The following is a 22,962-nucleotide window of genomic DNA, read 5'->3' as shown; positions in this document are numbered from 1 at the left end:
GAGCCGACATGAAACGTAAATTACTCAGTGGAATGGTGTTGTTCATGGTCTCGGCGACCGTCATGGCGCAGCAATCCTTCAGCTCACCAGAACAGGCTACCAATGCGCTGGAAAGCGCCATCCGCGATCAAAACGAAAGCGCGATGAGCAACCTGCTCGGTGAGAACTGGCGCGACTTCCTGCCCCCTGAAGGCGTTGATCCTGACGCAGTCGATCGCTTTCTGCGCGACTGGAAAGTCCGTCATAACACCATTGTCGAAGGCGATAAAGCGCATCTGGTTGTCGGAGACAGCGGCTGGCAACTTCCCATTCCGGTGATCAAAACCGCCTCCGGCTGGCAGTTTGACATCAAAGAAGGCGCCGAGGAGATCCTGACCCGCGAAATTGGGCGCAACGAACTTGCCACCATCGAAGCCCTGCATGCTTACGTGGCCGCTCAGCAGAGCTATTTTGCGATGAATCAGAAATACGCGCAGAAGATTGTCAGTTCTGAAGGGAAGAAGGACGGTCTGTACTGGCCCGTTTCGCCTGGTGAAGCGCCAAGCCCGCTTGGTCCGGCATTTAGCCCTAAAGAGCCAGGCGCGGGTTACCATGGCTATCGCTTCCGCATCCTGCCAGATAAAAATGGCTTTGCCATGGTTGCCTGGCCTGTGAGCTACGGTCAGACGGGGATAATGAGCTTTTTAATTAACCAGGACGATCGAGTCTATCAGCGAGATCTTGGAAAGGAAACGGAAGATGCAGTGCAGGCAATCGGGCAGTTTACATCAGAAAATCCTTGGCAAAAGGTAACGCCTTAATCACTGCCCGGCGAAAGTGCTGGGCAGCGGTCACTTTTAATTCAAATTTTATTTAACGAAGCTATAGGTGATATTGCCTTGTAAATTTGCCGGCATTTTTGAAATGTCGGTTCTTGCCTCTACGCCCCACTCAAAGACTTGATCATCATCACGCAACGCGATAAAGCGATAGCCACACGAATAGATAGCGCGAATGTTGTATAATTCATGAGCTACCGGGGTAGTATCTCCGCCTTCGTATTTATCTCCCCAGGCTAATACAGTGCCATCACGACGAAGCGCCGCAAATGCATTCCAGGCACCGCCTGTCAGAGAAACTACATTTGTTACATTTTGGGGCATACGATTAGCGACATGCCCCCAGCAGTATACGTCTCCATCTGATGTTAAAAATGCATAGCTGCCATTAATAGCAGCCTGAACATCGATAATATTAGTCAGACACGCAATTTCTTGTGGCAGCTCGCTTAAGTAATACGATTGTCCCCAAAAAACCACACTACCATTTTTTCTCAAAGCAATGAAAGTTGTATCAGTGCTATGTATAGAAACAATGTCCGACAGGTTTGCTATATTGTCTGGTATATCAGCACCGTATTTAGCACTTCCCCATGCAAAAATATTGCCTGTAGCCCTGAGCGCCACAAATGTACCAGTATTACTGTGTAATGCGATAACATCGTTAACTTCTTTTAAATGAATCGGCAACTCGCCTCCGTATGCACCATCCCCCCATGCGATCACGTGACCATTTTGGGTGATTCCTGCAAAGGCATATTCCGTAGTCTGGATAGCGACGAAATCCTTGCGTTCAGCAATATCTTTCGGAAAATCGTCACGAGGCGCACCGTCTGTCCACTGTACTACCTGATTGTTAGCCCGCAACGCAAGATAAGAATTGCTTCCGCTATCATACCCATATTCAGCTACTTTAATAGCTACTATGTCGGTCAGTGCTGCAATGTGATCCGGCAGAGGATTATTACCATCAACAGACCAGGTAAAAACCTGTCCATTAGAGTTAATGGCGGCAGAAATTTCTCGCCCACCGTAAATAGCCCTAACATTATGATTACGATCGCTGGTCGGGGAAGTACCACCGCTTTCTGGCACACCCCACGCTTCAACAACACCATCATTTTTAATAGCAGCCAATGCGCCACCTGAACCACCAAAATTGCTGATATTAATAACGTCACCCAGGCGATAGATATCAGAGTTTGCCAGCAGTCGCACGTCGGGACGTGTATCGGTAAAAATGGGGCCAGTATGGCGAGGTGTGGATTCATCCTCATACCACCAGTCAACGCTCACGGGCAGTAGAGTCTCTTTATCAAGCGCAATCAGTTTGTGTGTTGAACTTGCCCAGGCATTTCCTAATTGCGTTCTGGCTCCCATAACTTTTAAATCACGAATATCAGATATTGAAACATAACTATTCATAATACATCCTTTTATTGAAAATATACCTCCGAAATAGTTATATACCCTTTAAATATTATGTCAAACCGGCAAATCAATTTTTAGAATATTTTTCCAAACGATATTGATATGAATTTTATATACTAATAATCAATGGAGAACTCTAAAATATTTACCTAATAAATAACCGTTTAATGAAGGCTGAATATTTAATTATATATTAATAACTAAGAATAGAATTAAAAAAAACGCCTCCGAAGGAGGCGCTTAGCAATCACAACAAAACTTATTTCTTCTTCGCTTTCGCGTTTGGCAGGTCAGTAATGCTACCTTCAAACACTTCAGCCGCCAGGCCCACGGACTCGTGCAGCGTCGGGTGCGCGTGGATGGTCAGCGCGATGTCTTCCGCGTCACAGCCCATTTCGATAGCCAGACCGATTTCACCCAGCAGCTCACCGCCGTTGGTGCCGACAATTGCACCACCGATAACGCGGTGAGTCTCTTTGTCGAAGATCAGTTTGGTCATACCGTCTGCGCAGTCGGACGCGATAGCACGGCCAGAAGCAGCCCACGGGAAGGTGGCGGTTTCGTAGCTGATGCCTTTCTCTTTCGCTTCTTTCTCGGTCAGACCGACCCATGCAACTTCTGGCTCGGTGTACGCGATAGATGGGATCACTTTCGGATCGAAGTAGTGCTTCATGCCGGCGATAACTTCAGCGGCAACGTGACCTTCGTGAACGCCTTTGTGCGCCAGCATTGGCTGACCGACGATGTCGCCGATAGCAAAGATGTGCGGCACGTTGGTGCGCAGCTGTTTGTCAACGCGGATGAAGCCACGGTCGTCCACTTCCACGCCAGCTTTGCCCGCGTCGAGGTTTTTACCGTTCGGTACACGACCGATAGCCACCAGCACGGCGTCGTAACGCTGCGGTTCGGATGGGGCTTTTTTGCCTTCCATGGAAACGTAAATACCGTCTTCTTTCGCTTCAACGGCAGTCACTTTGGTTTCCAGCATCAGGTTAAACTTCTTGCTGATGCGCTTGGTAAAGACTTTAACGATGTCTTTGTCAGCAGCCGGGATGACCTGGTCGAACATTTCAACCACGTCAATGTCTGAACCCAGCGCATGGTACACGGTACCCATTTCCAGACCGATGATACCGCCGCCCATAACCAGCAGACGCTTAGGAACGGTTTTCAGCTCCAGGGCATCGGTGGAATCCCACACGCGTGGATCTTCATGTGGAATGAATGGCAGTTCGATTGGGCGAGAGCCTGCCGCGATGATCGCGTTGTCGAAGTTGATAACGGTTTTGCCGTTTTCGCCTTCCACTTCCAGGGTGTTCGCACCGGTGAATTTACCCAGACCGTTTACCACTTTCACTTTACGGCCTTTGGCCATACCCGCCAGACCGCCGGTCAGCTGAGTGATAACTTTCTCTTTCCAGGTACGGATTTTGTCGATATCGGTTTTTGGCTCGCCAAAGACGATACCGTGTTCAGCCAGCGCTTTGGCTTCTTCGATAACTTTCGCTACGTGCAGCAGCGCTTTAGAAGGGATACAGCCGACGTTCAGACAAACACCGCCGAGGGTGCTGTAACGCTCTACGATGACGGTTTCCAGACCTAAATCCGCTGCACGAAATGCTGCGGAGTAACCTGCCGGGCCTGCCCCAAGTACTACGACCTGAGTTTTGATTTCTGTGCTCATCATGACCTCTTAGTTTATACCCGTCGTCCACCGGGTCGTTCTATCCGCCCGCAGTTTACAAAATTGTTAACAATTTTGAAACAACAAACGGCTCACGAATTGTCGCTTTCACCAATAACCTCATAAACACCATGAGATTATCAGAAAAAAGCCGGCCGACTGGCCGGCTTTTCGATTACATCACCAGGCGGCGAATGTCGCTCAGCATGTTGTTGATGATGGTGATGAAACGCGCACCATCAGCCCCGTCGATCACGCGGTGGTCGAAGGACAGAGAGATTGGCATCATCAGACGCGGCACGAACTCTTTGCCATTCCACACCGGCTCCATCGCGGACTTGGACACACCGAGGATAGCCACTTCCGGCGCGTTCACAATCGGCGCGAAGTGGGTGGTACCCAGCCCGCCGATGCTGGAGATAGTGAAGCAGCCGCCCTGCATTTCGCCGGCAGTCAGCTTACCATCACGCGCTTTCTTGGAGATGGTGGTCAGTTCACGGGACAGCTCAGTGATGCTCTTCTTGTTCACGTCTTTGAATACCGGAACAACCAGACCATTTGGCGTATCTACCGCAACACCGATGTTGATGTATTTCTTCAGCGTCAGCTTCTGGCCGTCTTCGGACAGGGAGCTGTTGAAGCGTGGCATCTGCTCCAGAGCAGCGGCAACGGCTTTCATGATGAAGACCACTGGGGTGAATTTCACGTCCAGCTTACGCTTCTCGGCTTCGGCGTTCTGCTGTTTACGGAACGCTTCCAGATCGGTGATATCGGTTTTGTCGAAGTGGGTAACGTGCGGGATCATCACCCAGTTACGGCTCAGGTTCGCACCAGAGATTTTCTGAATACGGCCCAGTTCCACTTCTTCGATTTCGCCGAACTTGCTGAAGTCCACTTTCGGCCATGGCAGCATGCCCGGGATACCGCCGCCAGCGGCTGCCGCAGGTGCAGCTTCGGCGCGTTTCACCGCGTCTTTCACGTAAGCCTGAACGTCTTCGCGCAGGATACGACCCTTACGGCCGGTCCCTTTCACTTTCGCCAGGTTCACACCGAATTCGCGCGCCAGGCGACGAATCAGCGGAGTCGCGTGGACGTAAGCGTCGTTTTCAGCGAACTCTGATTTTTCTGCTTTTGCAGCAGGGGCAGCGGCTGGTTTAGCAGCCTGAGCCGGTGCAGCAGCCGGTGCTGGAGCAGCCGCGGCAGCCGGAGCTGCGGCAGGCGCAGCGCCTTCCACTTCGAAGACCATGATCAGGGAGCCGGTAGACACTTTGTCGCCAGTGCTGATTTTGATCTCTTTAACGGTACCGGCGAACGGCGCAGGTACTTCCATGGAAGCCTTGTCGCCTTCAACGGTGATCAGTGACTGTTCAGCGGCAACTTTGTCGCCCACTTTTACCATCACTTCGGTGACTTCAACTTCGTCACCGCCGATGTCCGGTACGTTAACGTCTTTCGCACCGCCAGCAGCGGCTGGTGCAGCGGCCGGAGCCGGAGCAGCGGCCTGTGCAGGCGCGGCAGCAGGTGCAGCACCCGCCACTTCGAAGATCATGATAAGCGACCCGGTAGACACTTTATCGCCGGTGTTGATCTTGATCTCTTTTACGGTACCGGCGAATGGCGCTGGTACTTCCATAGAGGCTTTGTCGCCTTCTACGGTGATCAGTGACTGCTCGGCCGCAACGGTATCGCCCACTTTCACCAGGATTTCAGTGACTTCAACTTCGTCACCGCCGATGTCAGGCACGTTCACTTCTTTCGCTGCCGCGGCAGCTGCCGGAGCAGCGGCGGCCGGAGCGGCTTCTTTCTTCTCTTCCTGCGCAGGTGCAGCTGCTGCTGCACCGTCGGCGGAATCGAAAATCATGATCAGTTTGCCAGTCTCGGTTTTATCGCCAACAGAGACTTTGATCTCTTTAACGATGCCAGCCTGAGGAGACGGGACTTCCATAGAGGCTTTATCGCCTTCTACGGTGATCAGCGACTGTTCAGCTTCAACTTTGTCGCCCACTTTGACCAGGATCTCGGTGATTTCAACTTCATCAGCCCCGATGTCCGGTACATTGATTTCGATAGCCATTATTCTTTTACCTCTTACGCCAGACGCGGGTTAACTTTATCTGCATCGATGTTGAATTTGGTAATTGCGTCCGCAACCACTTTCTTATCGATTTCGCCACGTTTAGCCAGTTCGCCCAGTGCTGCTACTACCACGTAAGAAGCATCTACTTCGAAGTGGTGACGCAGGTTTTCGCGGCTGTCAGAACGACCGAAGCCGTCAGTACCCAGAACGCGATAATCATCAGCTGGAACGTATGTACGAACCTGCTCAGCGAACAGTTTCATATAGTCAGTGGACGCCACCGCTGGCGCGTCGTTCATCACCTGAGCGATGTACGGAACGCGTGGGGTTTCCATTGGGTGCAGCATGTTCCAGCGCTCACAATCCTGGCCATCACGCGCCAGTTCGGTGAAGGAAGTCACAGAGTACACGTCGGAACCCACGCCGTAGTCTTTCGCCAGGATCTGCGCTGCTTCACGCACGTGACGCAGGATAGAGCCGGAGCCCAGCAACTGAACTTTACCTTTGCTACCTTCAATGGTTTCGAGTTTGTAGATACCTTTACGGATACCTTCCTCGGCACCTGCTGGCATTGCCGGCATGTGGTAGTTTTCGTTCAGGGTGGTGATGTAGTAGTAAATGTTCTCTTGCGCTTCACCGTACATGCGCTGCAGGCCGTCATGCATGATGACAGCAACTTCGTACGCGTAGGACGGGTCGTAAGAGATACAGTTCGGGATAGTCAGAGACTGAATGTGGCTGTGGCCATCTTCGTGCTGCAGACCTTCACCGTTCAGAGTCGTACGACCAGAAGTACCACCGATCAGGAAGCCGCGAGCCTGCTGGTCGCCTGCCTGCCAGCACAGGTCACCAATACGCTGGAACCCGAACATGGAGTAGTAAATGTAGAACGGAATCATCGGCAGGTTGTTGGTGCTGTATGAAGTCGCAGCAGCCAGCCAGGATGCGCCTGCGCCCAGCTCGTTGATACCTTCCTGCAGAATCTGACCTTTCTCGTCTTCTTTGTAGTATGCAACCTGCTCACGGTCCTGCGGGGTGTACTGCTGGCCGTTCGGGCTGTAGATACCGATCTGACGGAACAGACCTTCCATACCGAAAGTACGCGCTTCGTCGGCGATGATTGGCACCAGGCGATCTTTGATCGACTTGTTCTTCAGCATCACGTTCAGGGCACGAACGAAAGCGATAGTGGTAGAGATCTCTTTGTTCTGCTCTTCCAGCAGCTGAGAGAAGTCTTCCAGCGCTGGCAGTTCCAGCTTCTCGGTGAAGTTAGGCTGACGAGCTGGCAGGTAGCCTTTCAGCGCCTGGCGACGTTCGTGCAGGTACTTGTGCTCTTCAGAGCCTTCCGGGAAGGTGATGTAAGACAGGTTTTCTACCTGCTCATCGGTCACTGGAACGTTGAAACGGTCGCGGATATAGCGCACGCCGTCCATGTTCATTTTCTTAACCTGGTGAGCGATGTTTTTACCTTCTGCGGTATCACCCATGCCGTAACCTTTGATGGTGTGGGCCAGGATTACAGTCGCTTTACCTTTGGTTTCACGCGCTTTTTTCAGTGCAGCGTAAATTTTCTTCGGATCGTGACCACCGCGGTTCAGGGCCCAGATCTGCTCATCAGTCCAGTCGGCAACCAGCGCTGCGGTTTCAGGGTATTTACCGAAGAAGTGCTCACGCACGTAGGCACCGTCTTTGGATTTGAAGGTCTGGTAGTCGCCGTCAACGGTTTCGTTCATCAGTTGGATCAGTTTACCGCTGGTGTCTTTACGCAGCAGTTCGTCCCAACGGGAACCCCACATGACTTTGATCACGTTCCAGCCAGCACCTGCGAAGATGCCTTCCAGTTCGTTGATGATCTTGCCGTTACCGGTTACCGGACCATCCAGACGCTGCAGGTTACAGTTGATGATGAAGCACAGGTTGTCCAGCTTCTCACGGGTTGCGATGGTGATCGCACCTTTAGATTCTGGCTCATCCATTTCGCCGTCGCCCAGGAAGGCGTAAACGGTCTGCTCAGAGGTGTCTTTCAGACCACGGTGTTCCAGATACTTCAGGAATTTAGCCTGGTAGATCGCACCGATTGGGCCCAGACCCATAGATACGGTCGGGAACTGCCAGAATTCAGGCATCAGTTTAGGGTGCGGATAAGAAGACAGACCTTTACCGTGAACTTCCTGACGGAAGTTGTTCATCTGCTCTTCAGTCAGACGACCTTCCAGGAATGCACGTGCATAGATGCCCGGAGAGATGTGGCCCTGGAAGTACACCAGATCGCCGCCGTCTTTCTCGTTCGCTGCACGGAAGAAGTGGTTGAAGCACACTTCGTAAACGGTCGCAGAAGACTGGAAGGACGCCATGTGGCCACCCAGTTCCAGGTCTTTCTTGGACGCGCGCAGAACGGTCATGATGGCGTTCCAGCGGATTGCAGAACGGATACGACGTTCCAGATCCAGATTGCCCGGGTATTCCGGTTCGTCTTCAACGGCAATCGTGTTTACGTAGTTGCTAGCCCCTGCACCTGAAGCAACCTTCACGCCGCCTTTGCGGGCTTCAGAAAGCAGCTGATCAATCAGATACTGAGCGCGCTCAACACCTTCTTCACGGATGACCGATTCGATCGCCTGTAGCCAGTCGCGAGTTTCGATCGGATCCACGTCATTTTGGAGACGTTCTGACATGGGGGTATTCCTTATCTATCTAATACGTTGATTTGTCTGGAACCTGTCCCATTGTGCTCTTGGGCAAGAACACAATAAGACAGGTTCTGCGTTTAGTTGACGCGCTCTAAAAGTACCTGGCGCTTAATCCTTTCGTTGCTGTATGCGGCGTAATGAACGTTCGCGACGCGATTGTTCACGGCTGCGGTCCAGCAAGATTTCCTCAATGAAAGCCAGGTGACGGTGCGACGCTTCGCGCGCCTGCTCCGGCTCCCCGGCCATTATCGCCTCGAATACTCGGGTGCGATGGTTGCTTACCAGCGGGAGCATCTCCCGACGGGCATACAACAATTCAAAATTCTGACGAACGTTCTGGGCCAGCATCGGCTCCATGCAGCGTAGCAGATGGAGGAGCACCACGTTGTGCGCCGCTTCGGTGACGGCGATTTGATACTGGACAACGGCGCTGGACTCGGCGTCTAAATCGCCGGACTGCTGTGCCCGTTCAATGGCCTGATGCAGTTCGCGGATACGCACGCGATCTTCATCAGTGCTGCGAAGGGCGGCGTAATAGGCCGCAATACCTTCAAGCGCGTGACGGGTCTCAAGCAGGTCAAACTGGGATTCTGGGTGGTCAGAGAGAAGTTCTACCAGCGGATCGCTGAAGCTCTGCCACAGGCTGTTTTGCACAAAGGTTCCGCCGCCCTGGCGACGAAGCAGCAAGCCCTTTGCTTCGAGGCGTTGAATCGCCTCACGCAGAGAGGGACGTGAAACGTCGAACTGTTTTGCCAGCTCGCGTTCTGGCGGAAGTTTCTCACCCGGGCGCAGAGTCCCTTCGAGGATTAAAAACTCCAGCTGCTGCTCAATCACATCAGATAGTTTTGGTTGGCGAATTTTGCTGTAGGCCATATTCCCTGTCTTACGCCTTTTTGCCCGGAGTCAATTGGTCTTACCAATTTCTAGTTCGTATCGCTAAAGTAACAAAGTATTCACCTTCTGTCCATATTGGTTTTGATTGAAATCAGTAAACCCTGCACATTTTAACAACCTTACAGAAATAACGTTTCAGAAATGTAACTTTGCACAAATGAGTTGATTACTCCCAAAGAGGGAGTTTTAACCATAATGAAACGAGGGGTTTTGCAATCTGAAGCGATTCAACATGGCAAATAATGAAAATTCGCCCACTTAAGAAGCATTTCTATTCTATAGGTTGGGTTAGGAAGAATAAGCGGGCCGATTTACAAATGCTTTCTTTTTATTCAAGTCGTCAGCATCCCTTCATAAAGCAGGTGCATTCGCAGGCGCTTACCACTATTCTGGCGCTTACGGAAGTCATCTCCGCTTTTTTCGGTTTGTTTAACCGTAAAGAAAAAAATACAGAATATGGACTTTCATAATTACACACGCACAGCGTGAACATAACAACCACACACGAGGTTTCAAATGGAAGCTCAACAGCACGGCGATCAGCTAAAGCGCGGACTTAAAAACCGCCATATACAGCTCATCGCACTGGGCGGTGCGATTGGTACCGGCCTGTTTCTGGGCAGCGCATCCGTTATCCAGTCAGCCGGTCCGGGTATTATTTTGGGTTACGCGATTGCGGGTTTCATCGCTTTTCTGATCATGCGCCAGCTTGGCGAAATGGTCGTTGAAGAGCCGGTCGCAGGCTCGTTCAGCCACTTTGCCTATAAATACTGGGGCAGCTTTGCGGGCTTCGCCTCCGGCTGGAACTACTGGGTGCTGTACGTTCTGGTTGCTATGGCCGAGCTGACCGCCGTCGGGAAGTACATTCAGTTCTGGTATCCGGAGATCCCAACATGGGCGTCTGCTGCAGCCTTCTTCGTGATTATCAACGCCATTAACCTGACCAACGTAAAAGTGTTCGGCGAGATGGAGTTCTGGTTTGCCATTATCAAAGTCATTGCCGTTGTGGCGATGATCATCTTCGGTGGCTGGCTGCTGTTCAGCGGCAACGGCGGCCCGCAGGCTACCGTGCGTAACCTCTGGGAACAGGGCGGCTTCCTGCCTCACGGCATGACCGGTCTGGTGATGATGATGGCGATCATTATGTTCTCCTTCGGCGGCCTGGAGCTGGTGGGTATTACCGCCGCCGAAGCCGATAACCCGGAGCAAAGCATCCCGAAAGCCACAAATCAGGTTATCTACCGTATTCTGATCTTCTATGTGGGCTCACTGGCCGTGCTGCTCTCCCTGCTGCCGTGGACGCGCGTGACCGCTGACACCAGCCCGTTTGTTCTCATCTTCCACGAGCTGGGCGATACCTTTGTCGCCAACGCCCTGAACATCGTGGTGCTGACCGCAGCGCTCTCCGTTTACAACAGCTGCGTATACTGCAACAGCCGTATGCTGTTCGGCCTGGCCCAGCAGGGCAACGCGCCGAAGATGCTGCTCAACGTGGATAAACGCGGCGTGCCGGTGAATACCATCATTGTTTCAGCCATCGTGACCGCGCTGTGCGTGCTGATTAACTACATGGCACCGGAATCGGCGTTTGGCCTGCTGATGGCGCTGGTAGTCTCTGCTCTGGTTATCAACTGGGCGATGATCAGCCTGGCGCACATGAAGTTCCGCCGCGCGAAACAGCAGCAGGGCGTCACCACGCGCTTCCCTGCCCTGCTCTATCCGCTGGGTAACTGGATTTGCCTGCTGTTTATGGCGGCCGTGCTGGTGATCATGCTGATCACGCCGGGCATGGCGATTTCCGTCTACCTGATCCCGGTCTGGATTGCGATCCTTGGCGTTGGCTATCTCTTCAGCCAGAAAAGCCGTAATGCCATGAAGGCGCACTAAACCTCTCGCCGCGGCACCTGTTTTTGAGGGTGCCGCGCGTTGTTACCTCCTTCACACTTTCACGCCAACAGCACATTTATCCATATCACCGCCCTGATACTGCAACGCATATATTCCTTTGCCAGCGAATAATTCTCCCCATACCGTAAACCGGAGAGCTGTCGATGGATAACAACAAACTGTCAGTAAAAGAAAAGATCGGCTATGGGATGGGCGACGCGGGATGCAACATCATCTTCGGCGCCATCATGCTGTTTGTTAACTATTTCTATACGGATATTTTTGGCCTGGCGCCTGCGCTGGTCGGCGTGCTGCTGCTGTCCGTCCGCGTAATTGACGCCGTAACGGACCCGATTATGGGGGCGATTGCCGACCGTACCCGCAGTAAATATGGCCGGTTTCGTCCATGGCTGCTGTGGATTGCGTTCCCCTACGCGCTGTTCAGCATTCTGATGTTCACCACCCCGGAGTGGAGCTATAACAGCAAAGTTATCTATGCGTTTGTCACCTACTTCCTGCTCTCGTTAACCTATACGGCCATCAACATCCCATACTGCTCGTTAGGTGGAGTGATCACCAACGATCCAAAAGAGCGCGTGGCCTGCCAGTCGTATCGCTTCGTGCTGGTCGGCATCGCCACGCTGCTGCTCTCCTTAACGCTGCTGCCGATGGCCGACTGGTTTGGCGGGGATAACAAAGCCAAAGGCTACCAGATGGCGATGACCGTCCTGGCGCTGATTGGTACCTGTATGTTCCTGTTCTGCTTCGCCACCGTGCGCGAGCGCGTGCGTCCGGCAGTGCAAACCAACGACGAACTGAAAAACGACCTGAAAGACGTGTGGAAAAACGACCAGTGGGTGCGCATTTTGCTGCTCACGCTGTGCAACGTCTGCCCGGGCTTTATCCGCATGGCGGCGACCATGTATTACGTCACCTGGGTGATGGGCCAGAGCACCCACTTCGCCACGCTGTTTATCAGCCTGGGCGTTGTCGGCATGATGCTTGGCAGCGTGCTGGCGAAAGTGCTGACCGACCGCTGGTGTAAGCTGAAGGTCTTCTTCTGGACCAATATTGTGCTGGCGGCATTCTCCTGCGCCTTCTATTTCTTCGACCCGAAAGCCACCGTTACCATCGTGGTGCTCTACGTCCTGCTGAACATCCTGCACCAGATCCCGTCTCCGCTGCACTGGTCGCTGATGGCCGATGTGGACGACTACGGCGAGTGGAAAACCGGGAAACGCATCACCGGGATCAGCTTCTCAGGTAACATCTTCTTCCTGAAACTGGGCCTGGCGATTGCCGGTGCGATGGTCGGCTTCCTGCTCTCCTGGTACGGTTATGACGCGGGCGCAAAAGCGCAAAGCGCGGACGCCATTAACGGGATCGTGCTGCTCTTTACCGTCATTCCGGGCATTGGATACTTAATTACCGCTGGGGTGGTACGTCTGCTGAAAGTGGACCGTGAGACCATGAAGCAGATCCAGTCCGATCTGGAAAAACGCCGCAACAATTACCGCGAGCTGAATGACTATCAGGAACTCAAAGCCGCTGAGACTAAATAAGGAAAGCCGCATGCATAACTGGCCAAACCCGTTTATCGAACAACGCGCCGACCCGTACATTTTACGCCATGAGGGACAGTACTATTTTATTGCCTCCGTGCCGCAGTACGACAGGCTGGCGATCCGCCGCGCGGACTCGCTGGAAGGACTACGCGGCGCTGAAGAAGTGGTGGTCTGGCGTAAACCCGAGACCGGCCCGATGAGCCAGCTAATCTGGGCGCCAGAACTGCACCACGTTGACGGAAAGTGGTACATCTATTTTGCCGCGACGCACACCCAGGCGCTCGACGCGCTCGGGATGTTCCAGCACCGCATGTTTGCGATTGAGTGTGCGGACCGCGATCCGCTCAGCGGTACCTGGATCGAGAAAGGGCAAATCAACACCCCGTTCGACACCTTCGCCCTGGACGCCACCACCTTTGTTCATCAGGGCAAACGCTGGTACCTGTGGGCGCAAAAAGCCCCGGATATTTCCGGTAACTCTAACCTCTATCTGTGTGAAATGGAGAACCCGTGGACGCTGAAAGGCGAGCCGGTGATGCTCAGCAAGCCAGAATACGACTGGGAATGCCGTGGTTTCTGGGTCAACGAAGGTCCGGCGGTGCTGGTTCACGGCGATAAGCTGTTTATCAGCTACTCCGCCAGCGCCACCGATGAGAACTACTGCATGGGGTTACTGTGGATAGACCTGAACGCCGATCCGCAAAACCCGGCGAACTGGCACAAATCCCCTCGCCCGGTTTTCGTCACCAGCTACGAGAACCGCCAGTACGGGCCAGGCCACAACAGCTTTACGCAAACGCCGGAAGGGGAAGATGTATTGGTGTACCACGCAAGAAATTACACCGAAATTGAAGGCGATCCGCTTTACGATCCGAACCGTCATACCCGCCTGAAGCTTGTCCGCTGGGACGAAAACGGGATGCCTGATTTCGGCATCCCGCCTGCGGATACGTTATAGCGTCTGCGGCGCGCTGGGTTACACCAGCGTGCCGTAAATCGTCAGCAGCGCCACAATCACCACCACCACAAACGAGGTTTTCTTCGCCATTGAAACGGCGGCTTTTGGCGTTTCGATCTTGTCGGTATGCGGTTCGCGCGCCAGCGAGAACTGCGCCAGGCGCGTCAACACCTGGTACTGGGACGTATGGCGGTCCCCAAGAGAAGCGAACCATGCGGGCAGCGCTTTTTCACCGTGGCCAATTAAGGCGTACACCACGCCCACCAGACGCACCGGAAGCCAGTCGAGCACGTGCAGGATGGCATCAATGCCGGACAGCAAACGCTCATGCGGCGTCAGATAACGGGCAAGCCAGGTCTGCCAGGCGCGCAGGAACGAATAGCCCATCAGCAGTACCGGCCCCCACGGGCCGCCCACCACAAACCAGAACAGCGGAGCAAGGTAGTAGCGGAAGTTAATCCACAGCAGCGCGTTTTGCAGCTCGCGCAGGAACTCGCGCTCGTCGCAGTCCGGCGGCACGCCGTGGATCATCGTCAGCTCGCTCGCCATCGCGCCGCGCGCGTGGGCATCGTCACGGGAGGCGGCTTTCAGGTAGGCGTGATAGTGCAAACGCACCTTGCCCGCACCGATGCACAGCACGCCGAGCAGGAGCCACACCACCAGCAGCGGCACGTTAAAAAAGAGTCCGTACAGCGAGCGCAGCAGCAGGAAGGTAATCAGCATGACGCCCGCCATCATCAGCAGCGTGCGCAGCATGGAAAAGTGCTTGATGCGGCGGAATAACACCTCCAGCCGGTGATCCAGTTGCCAGTGCTCGCCGAGCTTGAACAGGCGTTCAGCGATGATAACCAGCAGCATGGTAAACAACGTCATGGTATCTCCTTATTCTGACGACGCGGCAAGCATGGCGCGAAACCGCGACCAGTCAAATGCCGGGCCGGGATCGGTTTTTCTCGCCGGAGCGATATCGCTGTGCCCGGTAATATTGTCGGCGATTGCCGGGTAGAGTCCGATAAGCGTGTGGGTAATAGCAACCAGCTGCTGATACTGGGCATCGGTGTAGGGGGTAGTATCCGTGCCTTCCAGCTCAATCCCAATCGAGAAATCGTTGCACCGTTCGCGCCCGTGATACATCGATACCCCGGCATGCCAGGCGCGCTTATCAAAAGGAACATACTGAACCACCTCACCATCACGGCGAATCAGGCAGTGAGCCGACACGCGCAGATGCGCAATCTCAGCGAAGAAGGGATGTGCATTGGGATCTATCGTTCCCGTGAATAACGCATCGATCCACGGGCCGCCAAACTCACCCGGCGGGAGGCTAATATTATGAACCACCAGCAGTGTGGGCTTTTCATCCTCCGGGCGGCAGTCGTGGTGCGGCGAGGGCACATGCCGCGCATCCACCAGCCATCCGTTTTCTAACAACATGCTGGAACTCCTTCTGTATGGTGCAATGACTCGGTTCAGAGTAGCATGTTTCAATATTATGATTCGTTACCAATTTGGAGTTTTATCATGCCGCCTCGCCGCTACAACCCCGACCACCGACGTGAAGCGCTTCTGGAACGTATTAATATGGATATTCCGGCAAGCGTCGCCCATGCGTTGAAAGAAGACCTGGGGGGTGACGTTAACGCCGATAAAGATATTACCGCACAATTGTTGCCAAAAGAGACACGCTCGCACGCGGTCATTATCACCCGTGAGGAGGGCGTTTTTTGCGGCAAGCGTTGGGTTGAAGAGGTCTTTACTCAGCTGGCGGGTGACGATGTACAGGTGACATGGCACGTTGATGATGGTGATGCAGTGACCGCCAATCAGCCGCTGTTCGAGCTGGACGGTCCTTCCCGCGTATTACTGACCGGCGAGCGTACCGCGCTCAATTTTGTCCAAACGCTCTCTGGCGTCGCCAGTGAAGTGCGCCGCTACGTTGACCTGCTGGCCGGCACCCGTACCCAGCTGCTTGATACCCGCAAAACGCTGCCGGGCCTGCGCACTGCGCTGAAGTACGCGGTGCTCTGCGGCGGCGGCGCAAACCATCGTCTGGGCTTATCCGATGCTTTCCTGATTAAAGAGAACCACATTATTGCTTCTGGCTCCGTGCGTCAGGCGGTGGAAAAGGCCTTCTGGCTGCATCCGGATGTGCCGGTTGAGGTGGAGGTCGAAAGCCTGGAAGAGCTGGAACAGGCGATCAAGGCCGGGGCCGATATCATCATGCTCGATAACTTCGAGACGGAGCAGATGCGCGAGGCGGTGAAACTGACCAACGGCCGGGCCCAGCTTGAAGTGTCCGGAAACGTCACTTTCGACACGATCCGTGAGTTCGCCGAAACCGGCGTGGATTACATCTCCGTTGGCGCGCTGACCAAGCACGTGCGCGCCCTCGATCTCTCAATGCGCTTCAAATAACGCATGCTCCCCTCTCTGCCCGGAGAGGGGAATTTCAGCCTCGCTCGCAAATCCATTGTCCTTCTCTGCAACACGGAATGAATTCTCTGAAGCTCCTTTCTCGTTCTCTTTTTTGCCCCTCGTTTCTGCCCTGTCCCGCTGACAAAGTAGAGCCACTTTGCATAAGGAGCAGATATGGACAGACAACAAGGATTCACACTCATTGAGCTGATGGTGGTCATTGGCATCATTGCGATTCTGAGCGCCATCGGCGTTCCCGCCTATCAGAACTACCTGCGTAAAGCAGCCCTCACCGATATGCTGCAAACTTTCGTTCCCTATCGCACTGCCATTGAGCTTTGCGCGCTCGATCGCGGCGGCGTGGAAAGCTGCGATGCCGGCAGTAACGGTATTCCCTCTCCTGCCACGACGCGTTACGTTTCAGGAATGAGCGTGGCGAAAGGGATCGTGACCTTAACAGGCCAGGAGAGCCTGAACGGGCTGACGGTAACCATGACGCCGCAGTGGAGCAACGGCAACGGTATGACGGGCTGGACGCGTGACTGCAATATCAGTGCTGACAGCGCGCTTAAGCAGGCCTGCGAAGACGTCTTCCGCTTCGACACTAACTAAGGAGCGGATAATGAACACCGATCAACTCGTGGCGCTTTGTCTTCGCCACCATGCCCTGCTGCTCACCAGTGACAGCGACATGATTAGCATCGCCGTCGTGGGAACCCCCGCGCCTGAACTGATGGAGGCCCTGCACTTCGCGACCCAGAAGCGGATTGATATCGAATGCTGGAGCGCTGAACGCATGGAAAAGCACCGGCAGTTAACCGCGCAATCGCATCTGCCCGTCGTTTCGCAACCCCACTCCGCGGTGGATATCCTCAACTACACGCTGCAGCAGGCAATAAACCAGCGCGCGTCTGACATCCATATCGAACCAATGGAGCACGCGTGCCAGATCCGTTTACGTATCGACGGGGTACTTTATCCGCAGCCTCCCGTTTCCGCCGCGCTGGCGACGATGCTCAGCGCCCGGTTAAAAGTGCTGGGTAATCTGGATATTGCGGAACGACGCTTGCCGCAGGACGGTCAGTTTACGATTGAGCTGACAAACGAGCCGGTCTCGTTTCGTATCGCCACGCTTCCCTGCAACGGCGGTGAGAAAATTGTGCTGCGTTTGCTACATCAGGTTCAGCAGGCGCTGGAGCCGAACGCGCTTGGCATGAGCGCTAAACAGCTGGCCTGTTTTAATGAGGTACTCCACCAGCCTCAGGGGCTAATTCTGGTCACCGGCCCGACGGGCAGCGGCAAAACCGTAACGCTCTACAGCGCGCTGCAGGCGCGTAACACCCCTGACGTCAACATCTGCAGCGTGGAGGATCCCATCGAGATCCCGCTTGCGGGGTTAAATCAGACGCAGGTTAACCCCCGCGCGGGCTTAACATTCCAGAGCGTACTGAGAGCGCTGCTCCGTCAGGATCCGGACATCATTATGGTCGGGGAAATTCGCGATGGTGAAACGGCAGAAATTGCCATTAAAGCCGCGCAGACCGGGCATCTGGTATTGTCGACGCTGCACACCAACTCGACGACGGAAACCCTCATTCGTCTGGAGCAGATGGGCGTGGCGCGCTGGATGATCTCTTCCGCGCTTTCGATGGTGATTGCCCAGCGGCTGGTTCGGCGCCTTTGCCCGCACTGCCGACAGAAAACAGGGGAGCATACGGACCTGCCGCGCTCGGTTTGGCCGCGGCAACTTCCTCGCTGGCAACCTGCAGGCTGCGATCGTTGTTATCACGGTTTTTACGGGCGCGTGGCCATTTTTGAAGTACTTGCGATCGATAATCCCCTGCGCCAGGCTATTGCCAGCGGGGCAGGCACCGAGGTGATTGAAGCCAGCGCCCGACAGGCTGGACTCATCTCGCTGTTTGAACACGGCTGCATGGCCGTTGAACAAGGGATGACCACGCTTGAAGAGTTAGTGCGTGTTCTGGGTATGCCCGATGGCTGCTAATCAACTCTGGCGCTGGCGAGCACTCTCCGCTGAAGGAGAACCCCGAAACGGGGTACTCTGGGCCACCGACCGCAACGCAGCCTTCACCAGGCTGATGCGTAACGACCTCCATCCTCTGGCCCTGACCCGATGCGCTCAAAGGCACCGCTGGCGTCCACATCACTGCTACGAGATGTTTCGTCAGCTCGCAACGCTCCTGCAGGCCGGGCTGACGCTCGCGCATAGTCTGCAAATGCTGGCAGACCAACATCCAGTAGAACCGTGGCGGGGGCTACTGCAAAACGTTGCCGATGAACTCAGTGAAGGCTGTCCTTTTTCTGAGGCGCTCAAACGGTGGCCAGCAGTCTTTAGCCCACTGCATATCTCAATGGTGAAAACCGGAGAGCTAACGGGGAAGCTTGAAGCGTGCTGCCGAGAGCTTGCAGAGCAGCAAAAAGCGCAGCAGCAGCTCAGCGCGAAGGTGAAAAAAGCGCTGCGCTACCCGGCGATCGTCCTGACGCTGGCCGTGCTCGTCGTGCTGGCAATGGTCACCCTGGTTTTGCCCGAATTTGCCGCGATCTACAAAACCTTTAATACCCCGCTTCCGGCGCTGACGCGAATTGTTATGGGGATAGCCGCGTTTATGCAGTCATATGCCCTTGCGCTGTTCGCGATGCTGCTTGTTCCCGTAACCGCAGCCTGGCCTCTGCGACACCATCCTCGCTGGCAGCGTATTCTGCTGAGTTTTCCCGTAATGGGCGCGCTGGCGAAAGGGCAAAAACTGGGGCAGATCTTCACCGTGCTGTCGCTCACGCAGCAGGCGGGCATTGCATTCTTACAGGGGCTTGAAAGTGCAGAAGAGACTGTTGAAAGCCGGTACTGGCAGGGAATACTCCGCAGCATACGCGAGAACATTGAAAAAGGTCTCCCCGTCTGGTCGTCCTTTCAGAAGGCGGCAATGTTTACTCCGCTCTGTATTCAGCTTTTACGAACCGGTGAGATGTCAGGTTCGCTGGACGTCATGCTGGCAAACCTTGCTCGCCATCACACGGAACAGACTTTTCAACGGGCAGACAACCTGGCGGCGCTTCTGGAGCCACTGCTCCTGGTTGTTACGGGGGTTATCATCGGCACGCTGGTGGTGGCAATGTATCTGCCGATTTTCCATCTGGGTGATGCGATGAGCGCGGGGTAGTGCAGCAGCGCTGGCGCACAAGCATGCGCCAGCGAAAGCCATTACAGGCTATTGAAAACGCGGTTTTCCTGCTCCTGAACGCGAATAAACGTTGTGCGTTTCGTCAGCTCTTTCAGGCGGGATGCACCCACGTAGGTACAGGCTGAGCGCAGGCCGCCCAGGATGTCGCGCGCGGTGTTTTCAACCGGGCCGCGCAGAGGCAGCTTCACGGTTTTGCCTTCTGCCGCACGGTATTTAGCCACGCCACCGACGTGGCGGGTCATCGCGGATTCAGAGCTCATACCGTAGAACAGCATGAATTTCTCGCCGTTCTCTTCCACCACGGTGCCGCCGCTCTCTTCGTGGCCTGCCAGCATACCGCCGAGCATGACGAAGTCCGCGCCGCCGCCAAAGGCCTTTGCGACATCGCCCGGCATGGTGCAACCGCCGTCGCTGATGATCTGGCCGCCCAGGCCGTGCGCCGCGTCGGCACATTCAATGACCGCGGAAAGCTGCGGATAACCAACTCCGGTCTTCACGCGCGTGGTGCATACGGAGCCCGGGCCAATGCCTACTTTCACGATGTCGGCACCGGAAAGGATCAGCTCTTCACACATTTCACCGGTCACCACGTTACCCGCGATGATAGTTTTGGTCGGCCAGGCTTCGCGCGCCTTGCTGACGAACTGCACGAAGTGCTCGGAGTAACCGTTCGCCACATCAATACAAACGAAGCTAAGCGCCGGGTTAGCATTCAGGATCTGTTTGGTTTTCTCGAAATCGGCGTCGGAAGTACCGGTGGAAACCATCACGTGCTTCACCACGTCAGCAGAGGCGGACGCAACAAACGCATTCCACTCTTCAGGAGTGTAGTGCTTGTGGACTGCAGTAAGAATATCGAACTGAGCCAGCGCCGTTGCCATCTCAAAGGTACCGACTGTATCCATGTTGGCGGCAATGATTGGCACGCCAGACCACGTCTGACCGGAATGCTTAAAGGTGAATTGACGTTCGAGTTCAACGTCTGAGCGACTTTTCAGTGTAGAGCGTTTAGGGCGGATAAGAACGTCTTTGAAACCTAACTTCAGATCTTCTTCGATACGCATGTGCGGATTCCTGGGGTTAGAGGCAAATATGTTAAAAGCACAACTCCAGTGACGCTATCATACGCACTAATACCTGCTCCGCAAGACTGCGAAATTCTCTTTTTTTACGCTACAATCCTATAAATTTACCTGGTAAAAAGCCGGTAAAGAGAATCAAACAATTACTGTCGCACGTTTGTTTTTTAAGCAACTGATTTCCATAATGAATAATTCCCAGGATTTGATTTAATGGGGTATATCGTCGCAGTAACCGGCGGCATCGGTAGTGGCAAAAGTACCGTTGCGGACGCGTTTTCTCGTCTCGGCATCGCGATTATTGATGCTGATATTATTGCCCGTCAGGTGGTAGAGCCCAATACACCCGCGCTAAAGGCCATCGCCGACCATTTCGGTCAGGCAATCATCAATGCCGATGGCACACTGAACCGCCGTCAGCTTCGCGAATATATTTTTTCCGATTCTGCGGAAAAAGCCTGGCTTAATGCCCTGCTCCACCCCATTATCCACCAGGAAACTCAGCGTCAGATAGCCGCAGCCCGCTCGCCCTATGTCCTGTGGGTGGTTCCGCTCCTGGTAGAAAATCAGCTGCATAAGAAAGCCAATCGGGTATTGGTGATTGATGTCACACCCGAGACGCAAATCCAGCGAACCATGACGCGCGACCACGTCTCGCGTGAACATGCTGAACAAATTCTTGCCGCTCAGGCCACTCGCGCTCAGCGCCTTGCCGTTGCGGATGATGTTATTGATAATAACGGCGCACCAGATGCCATTGCATCGGATGTTGCCCGCCTGCACGAGCAGTATCTAACCTTCGCCGCGCAGGCCGTTGCACAGGAAAAACCATAATGTCGACTCACATCCTTTTTGAGCACCCGCTTAATGAAAAAATGCGTACCTGGCTGCGCATTGAATTTCTCATCCAACAGCTTTCACAACATCTGCCTGTTAACGATCATGCCACGGCGTTGCACTTCTTTCGCAACGTAGGCGATCTGCTGGATGTGATTGAACGTGGCGATGTCCGCACGGAGCTGTTGAAAGAGCTGGAGCGCCAGCAGCGTAAATTACAGGCCTGGGCCGAAGTACCGGGCGTGGATCAAAGTCGAATTGACGCCTTACGCCAGCAGTTGAAAAACAGCAGCACGACGCTGATGGCCGCGCCGCGCGTTGGGCAATATTTACGAGAAGACCGTTTGATAGCGCTGGTGCGCCAGCGCCTGAGCATACCGGGCGGTTGCTGTAGCTTTGATCTGCCAACGCTGCATATGTGGCTGCATATGCCGCAGGAACAGCGCGATCGCCAGGTAAACAGCTGGCTGGGTAGCCTGGAGCCGATGAATCAGACGCTATCGCTGATCCTCGATCTTGTGCGTAACTCTGCCCCGTTCCGCAAGCAAACCAGTCTCAACGGTTTTTATCAGGACAACGGCGACGACGCCGATCTTCTGCGTCTAAATTTGTCTCTTAGCGAGCAGCTTTATCCACAAATTTCCGGGCATAAAAGCCGTTTCGCGATCCGCTTTATGCCGCTGGACAGTGAAAATGGCACCGTGCCGGAACGCCTCGATTTTGAACTGGCCTGTTGTTAAGGAGTGCCAATGTCTGACGTCACCACCGTAAACTGCCCAACCTGTGGGAAAACTGTCGTCTGGGGAGAAGTGAGTCCGTTTCGCCCGTTCTGCTGCAAGCGCTGTCAGCTCATTGATCTGGGCGAATGGGCGGCGGAAGAGAAACGAATTCCGAGCGAAGGCGACCTCTCGGATAGCGATGACTGGAGCGAAAGCCAGCAGTAACGTTCAAAGCCTGCTGGCGATTCGTTCGGCAGGCCTACATGTTTGTCGCTAAGCGGCGGATCACAGGCTCATTGGCTGGCGGGAATTTGTCGGCATCACTGACCTGAAGTTCCACCCAGTTACCCGGCTGTCCCTCTTTTCCCCAGGGTTCACCTTCCCAGCTTTCCACCAGCCAGAACCACAGCGTGATGTGCCTGTCGGGAAACTGATACTCCAGCTTATCGAACAGCGTGGCGCCAAGCGGGGTAATCCCCACCTCTTCCTGCAGCTCACGCACCAGCGCCTCTTCCGGTGTTTCTCCTGATTCGATTTTCCCGCCAGGAAACTCCCACTTGTTCGCCATATGGGCGTCAGCAGCGCGCTGGGTGATGAAGATTTGGTTTTGCGGGTTGCGAATAATCCCGACGGCAATTTGCAGTATTTTCATAGCGTCACTTCCATAAAAAAGGCGCAGATATCTGCGCCTTTTCAGTTAGTTATGTT

21 protein-coding genes are annotated in these 22,962 nt (G+C 54.4%); 12 read left to right on the top strand and 9 right to left on the bottom strand.

The features are described from left to right. Positions 1-8 precede the first annotated feature (8 nt). Complete coding sequence (locus OKF39_RS04735) at positions 9-800, top strand: DUF2950 family protein (protein ID WP_479983527.1); 792 nt, start codon at positions 9-11, stop codon at positions 798-800. A 48-nt stretch (positions 801-848) separates the two neighbouring features. Here OKF39_RS04735 and OKF39_RS04730 read toward each other — a convergent pair whose 3' ends face one another. The 5 genes from OKF39_RS04730 to pdhR all read right to left on the bottom strand — a co-directional run bounded on the left by OKF39_RS04730 (position 849) and on the right by pdhR (position 9,573). Further along, positions 849-2,243, bottom strand: coding sequence for an RCC1 domain-containing protein (locus OKF39_RS04730; protein ID WP_479983526.1), 1,395 nt, complete (start codon positions 2,241-2,243; stop codon positions 849-851). 265 nt (positions 2,244-2,508) lie between these two features. After that, positions 2,509-3,933, bottom strand: coding sequence for a dihydrolipoyl dehydrogenase (gene lpdA / locus OKF39_RS04725; protein WP_023332094.1), 1,425 nt, complete (start codon positions 3,931-3,933; stop codon positions 2,509-2,511). Between the two features lie 175 nt (positions 3,934-4,108). After that, the gene (aceF, locus tag OKF39_RS04720) at positions 4,109-6,007 is read right to left on the bottom strand and encodes a pyruvate dehydrogenase complex dihydrolipoyllysine-residue acetyltransferase (RefSeq protein WP_045259471.1); all 1,899 of its coding nucleotides are present in this window, start codon (positions 6,005-6,007) and stop codon (positions 4,109-4,111) included. Positions 6,008-6,021: 14 nt separating this feature from the next. Beyond that, positions 6,022-8,685, bottom strand: coding sequence for a pyruvate dehydrogenase (acetyl-transferring), homodimeric type (gene aceE / locus OKF39_RS04715; RefSeq protein WP_180253645.1), 2,664 nt, complete (start codon positions 8,683-8,685; stop codon positions 6,022-6,024). Positions 8,686-8,808: 123 nt separating this feature from the next. Then, positions 8,809-9,573, bottom strand: a complete 765-nt coding sequence (gene pdhR, locus OKF39_RS04710) for a pyruvate dehydrogenase complex transcriptional repressor PdhR (protein ID WP_006173806.1) — start codon at positions 9,571-9,573, stop codon at positions 8,809-8,811. A 263-nt stretch (positions 9,574-9,836) separates the two neighbouring features. Between pdhR and OKF39_RS04705 the strand changes: the two genes are divergently transcribed. The 4 genes from OKF39_RS04705 to OKF39_RS04690 all read left to right on the top strand — a co-directional run bounded on the left by OKF39_RS04705 (position 9,837) and on the right by OKF39_RS04690 (position 14,004). Then, positions 9,837-10,064 carry a hypothetical protein gene (locus OKF39_RS04705; RefSeq protein WP_080472201.1) on the top strand — a complete coding sequence of 76 codons (228 nt, stop codon included), beginning with the start codon at positions 9,837-9,839 and terminating at the stop codon, positions 10,062-10,064. Positions 10,065-10,110: 46 nt separating this feature from the next. Further along, positions 10,111-11,481 carry an aromatic amino acid transporter AroP gene (gene aroP, locus OKF39_RS04700; protein ID WP_028015528.1) on the top strand — a complete coding sequence of 457 codons (1,371 nt, stop codon included), beginning with the start codon at positions 10,111-10,113 and terminating at the stop codon, positions 11,479-11,481. Between the two features lie 164 nt (positions 11,482-11,645). Then, on the top strand, positions 11,646-13,043 hold the full coding sequence (locus OKF39_RS04695; protein WP_207119519.1) for a glycoside-pentoside-hexuronide (GPH):cation symporter: 1,398 nt from the start codon (positions 11,646-11,648) through the stop codon (positions 13,041-13,043). Positions 13,044-13,053: 10 nt separating this feature from the next. Continuing rightward, positions 13,054-14,004: a glycoside hydrolase family 43 protein gene (locus OKF39_RS04690; RefSeq protein WP_326432126.1), complete on the top strand. Its 951-nt coding sequence runs from the start codon at positions 13,054-13,056 to the stop codon at positions 14,002-14,004. Positions 14,005-14,022: 18 nt separating this feature from the next. On the opposite strand, the gene ampE is transcribed toward OKF39_RS04690, so the two are convergent. Both ampE and ampD read right to left on the bottom strand, forming a co-directional pair. After that, the gene (gene ampE, locus OKF39_RS04685) at positions 14,023-14,877 is read right to left on the bottom strand and encodes a beta-lactamase regulator AmpE (protein WP_479983525.1); all 855 of its coding nucleotides are present in this window, start codon (positions 14,875-14,877) and stop codon (positions 14,023-14,025) included. 9 nt (positions 14,878-14,886) lie between these two features. Next, positions 14,887-15,438, bottom strand: a complete 552-nt coding sequence (gene ampD, locus OKF39_RS04680; protein WP_116342530.1) for a 1,6-anhydro-N-acetylmuramyl-L-alanine amidase AmpD — start codon at positions 15,436-15,438, stop codon at positions 14,887-14,889. Positions 15,439-15,525: 87 nt separating this feature from the next. Here ampD and nadC point away from each other — a divergent pair, with 87 nt between their 5' ends. The 4 genes from nadC to hofC all read left to right on the top strand — a co-directional run bounded on the left by nadC (position 15,526) and on the right by hofC (position 19,598). After that, a complete protein-coding gene (nadC, locus tag OKF39_RS04675; protein WP_028015523.1) occupies positions 15,526-16,419 on the top strand; it encodes a carboxylating nicotinate-nucleotide diphosphorylase in 894 nt (297 codons plus the stop codon). Between the two features lie 174 nt (positions 16,420-16,593). Continuing rightward, the gene (gene ppdD, locus OKF39_RS04670; RefSeq protein ID WP_045259464.1) at positions 16,594-17,031 is read left to right on the top strand and encodes a prepilin peptidase-dependent pilin; all 438 of its coding nucleotides are present in this window, start codon (positions 16,594-16,596) and stop codon (positions 17,029-17,031) included. Between the two features lie 10 nt (positions 17,032-17,041). After that, entirely contained in the window at positions 17,042-18,424 is a 1,383-nt protein-coding gene (gene gspE, locus OKF39_RS04665; RefSeq protein ID WP_328730117.1) for a type II secretion system protein GspE, read from the top strand. Further along, positions 18,414-19,598 carry a protein transport protein HofC gene (hofC, locus tag OKF39_RS04660; RefSeq protein ID WP_063943824.1) on the top strand — a complete coding sequence of 395 codons (1,185 nt, stop codon included), beginning with the start codon at positions 18,414-18,416 and terminating at the stop codon, positions 19,596-19,598. The genes gspE and hofC overlap by 11 nt, the downstream gene beginning before the upstream one ends. A gap of 41 nt (positions 19,599-19,639) precedes the next feature. Here the strand turns inward: hofC and OKF39_RS04655 are convergent, their stop codons facing one another. Continuing rightward, positions 19,640-20,683 (bottom strand): GMP reductase, encoded by a 1,044-nt coding sequence (locus tag OKF39_RS04655; protein WP_028015519.1) that lies wholly within the window; start codon positions 20,681-20,683, stop codon positions 19,640-19,642. 228 nt (positions 20,684-20,911) lie between these two features. Here OKF39_RS04655 and coaE point away from each other — a divergent pair, with 228 nt between their 5' ends. From coaE to yacG, 3 genes are read left to right on the top strand one after another with little or no spacing between them, the layout of a single operon-like run. Next, a complete protein-coding gene (gene coaE, locus OKF39_RS04650; RefSeq protein WP_028015518.1) occupies positions 20,912-21,532 on the top strand; it encodes a dephospho-CoA kinase in 621 nt (206 codons plus the stop codon). After that, the gene (gene zapD, locus OKF39_RS04645) at positions 21,532-22,275 is read left to right on the top strand and encodes a cell division protein ZapD (protein ID WP_063154804.1); all 744 of its coding nucleotides are present in this window, start codon (positions 21,532-21,534) and stop codon (positions 22,273-22,275) included. Before coaE ends, zapD begins: the two co-directional genes overlap by 1 nt. Before the next feature lie 9 nt (positions 22,276-22,284). Next, entirely contained in the window at positions 22,285-22,479 is a 195-nt protein-coding gene (gene yacG / locus OKF39_RS04640) for a DNA gyrase inhibitor YacG (protein WP_028015516.1), read from the top strand. Between the two features lie 34 nt (positions 22,480-22,513). Here yacG and mutT read toward each other — a convergent pair whose 3' ends face one another. Beyond that, positions 22,514-22,906 (bottom strand): 8-oxo-dGTP diphosphatase MutT, encoded by a 393-nt coding sequence (mutT, locus tag OKF39_RS04635; RefSeq protein ID WP_028015515.1) that lies wholly within the window; start codon positions 22,904-22,906, stop codon positions 22,514-22,516. Between the last annotated feature and the right edge of the window lie 56 nt (positions 22,907-22,962).

The sequence above is a fragment of the Enterobacter cloacae complex sp. HYC042_NIDB genome (genome assembly GCF_056673315.1).
The sequence above is the reverse complement of the archived record's forward strand: the minus strand, read 5'-3'. Positions and strand labels throughout refer to the sequence as shown.

Bases quoted from the DNA above. Each gene is read 5' to 3' on its own strand.
- OKF39_RS04735 (WP_479983527.1), top strand. From the start codon at position 9: ATGAAACGTAAATTACTCAGTGGAATGGTGTTGTTCATGGTCTCGGCG.
- OKF39_RS04730 (WP_479983526.1), bottom strand. From the start codon at position 2,243: ATGAATAGTTATGTTTCAATATCTGATATTCGTGATTTAAAAGTTATG.
- lpdA (WP_023332094.1), bottom strand. From the start codon at position 3,933: ATGAGCACAGAAATCAAAACTCAGGTCGTAGTACTTGGGGCAGGCCCG.
- aceF (WP_045259471.1), bottom strand. From the start codon at position 6,007: ATGGCTATCGAAATCAATGTACCGGACATCGGGGCTGATGAAGTTGAA.
- aceE (WP_180253645.1), bottom strand. From the start codon at position 8,685: ATGTCAGAACGTCTCCAAAATGACGTGGATCCGATCGAAACTCGCGAC.
- pdhR (WP_006173806.1), bottom strand. From the start codon at position 9,573: ATGGCCTACAGCAAAATTCGCCAACCAAAACTATCTGATGTGATTGAG.
- OKF39_RS04705 (WP_080472201.1), top strand. From the start codon at position 9,837: ATGAAAATTCGCCCACTTAAGAAGCATTTCTATTCTATAGGTTGGGTT.
- aroP (WP_028015528.1), top strand. From the start codon at position 10,111: ATGGAAGCTCAACAGCACGGCGATCAGCTAAAGCGCGGACTTAAAAAC.
- OKF39_RS04695 (WP_207119519.1), top strand. From the start codon at position 11,646: ATGGATAACAACAAACTGTCAGTAAAAGAAAAGATCGGCTATGGGATG.
- OKF39_RS04690 (WP_326432126.1), top strand. From the start codon at position 13,054: ATGCATAACTGGCCAAACCCGTTTATCGAACAACGCGCCGACCCGTAC.
- ampE (WP_479983525.1), bottom strand. From the start codon at position 14,877: ATGACGTTGTTTACCATGCTGCTGGTTATCATCGCTGAACGCCTGTTC.
- ampD (WP_116342530.1), bottom strand. From the start codon at position 15,438: ATGTTGTTAGAAAACGGATGGCTGGTGGATGCGCGGCATGTGCCCTCG.
- nadC (WP_028015523.1), top strand. From the start codon at position 15,526: ATGCCGCCTCGCCGCTACAACCCCGACCACCGACGTGAAGCGCTTCTG.
- ppdD (WP_045259464.1), top strand. From the start codon at position 16,594: ATGGACAGACAACAAGGATTCACACTCATTGAGCTGATGGTGGTCATT.
- gspE (WP_328730117.1), top strand. From the start codon at position 17,042: ATGAACACCGATCAACTCGTGGCGCTTTGTCTTCGCCACCATGCCCTG.
- hofC (WP_063943824.1), top strand. From the start codon at position 18,414: ATGGCTGCTAATCAACTCTGGCGCTGGCGAGCACTCTCCGCTGAAGGA.
- OKF39_RS04655 (WP_028015519.1), bottom strand. From the start codon at position 20,683: ATGCGTATCGAAGAAGATCTGAAGTTAGGTTTCAAAGACGTTCTTATC.
- coaE (WP_028015518.1), top strand. From the start codon at position 20,912: ATGGGGTATATCGTCGCAGTAACCGGCGGCATCGGTAGTGGCAAAAGT.
- zapD (WP_063154804.1), top strand. From the start codon at position 21,532: ATGTCGACTCACATCCTTTTTGAGCACCCGCTTAATGAAAAAATGCGT.
- yacG (WP_028015516.1), top strand. From the start codon at position 22,285: ATGTCTGACGTCACCACCGTAAACTGCCCAACCTGTGGGAAAACTGTC.
- mutT (WP_028015515.1), bottom strand. From the start codon at position 22,906: ATGAAAATACTGCAAATTGCCGTCGGGATTATTCGCAACCCGCAAAAC.